Origin of the sequence: Aerococcus sp. Group 2, from assembly GCF_905125285.1 — a bacterium.
Taxonomy (GTDB): domain Bacteria; phylum Bacillota; class Bacilli; order Lactobacillales; family Aerococcaceae; genus Aerococcus; species Aerococcus urinae_E.
The window spans coordinates 1-300 of the sequence record NZ_CAJHPA010000012.1 but is presented as its reverse complement, the minus strand read 5'-3'; the positions used below and the strand labels follow the sequence as shown (position 1 = coordinate 300).

Genomic DNA, 300 nt, shown 5'->3' with positions numbered 1-300 from the left:
GCAACGTTTCCGTTGCAATGGAGGATAGCGGGATCGAACCGCTGACCTCCTGCTTGCAAAGCAGGCGCTCTCCCAGCTGAGCTAATCCCCCGGGTATGAGTTATGGTCATATAATAAACATGTAATGGGCCTGAATGGACTCGAACCATCGACCTCACCCTTATCAGGGGTGCGCTCTAACCAGCTGAGCTACAGGCCCGGTTAAATCCATCAACCATGTGGATAGACCTCTCAAAACTAAACAAAGAAGACTCAAATATGTATTCCGAATATATCCTTAGAAAGGAGGTGATCCAGCCG

2 tRNA genes are annotated in these 300 nt (G+C 49.0%); both read right to left on the bottom strand.

Annotated features, from left to right (window positions below):
* Positions 1-18: 18 nt before the first annotated feature.
* A tRNA-Ala gene (locus JFU01_RS08845) sits at positions 19-91 on the bottom strand.
* Between the two features lie 34 nt (positions 92-125).
* Positions 126-199, bottom strand: a tRNA-Ile gene (locus tag JFU01_RS08840).
* Positions 200-300: the final 101 nt, after the last annotated feature.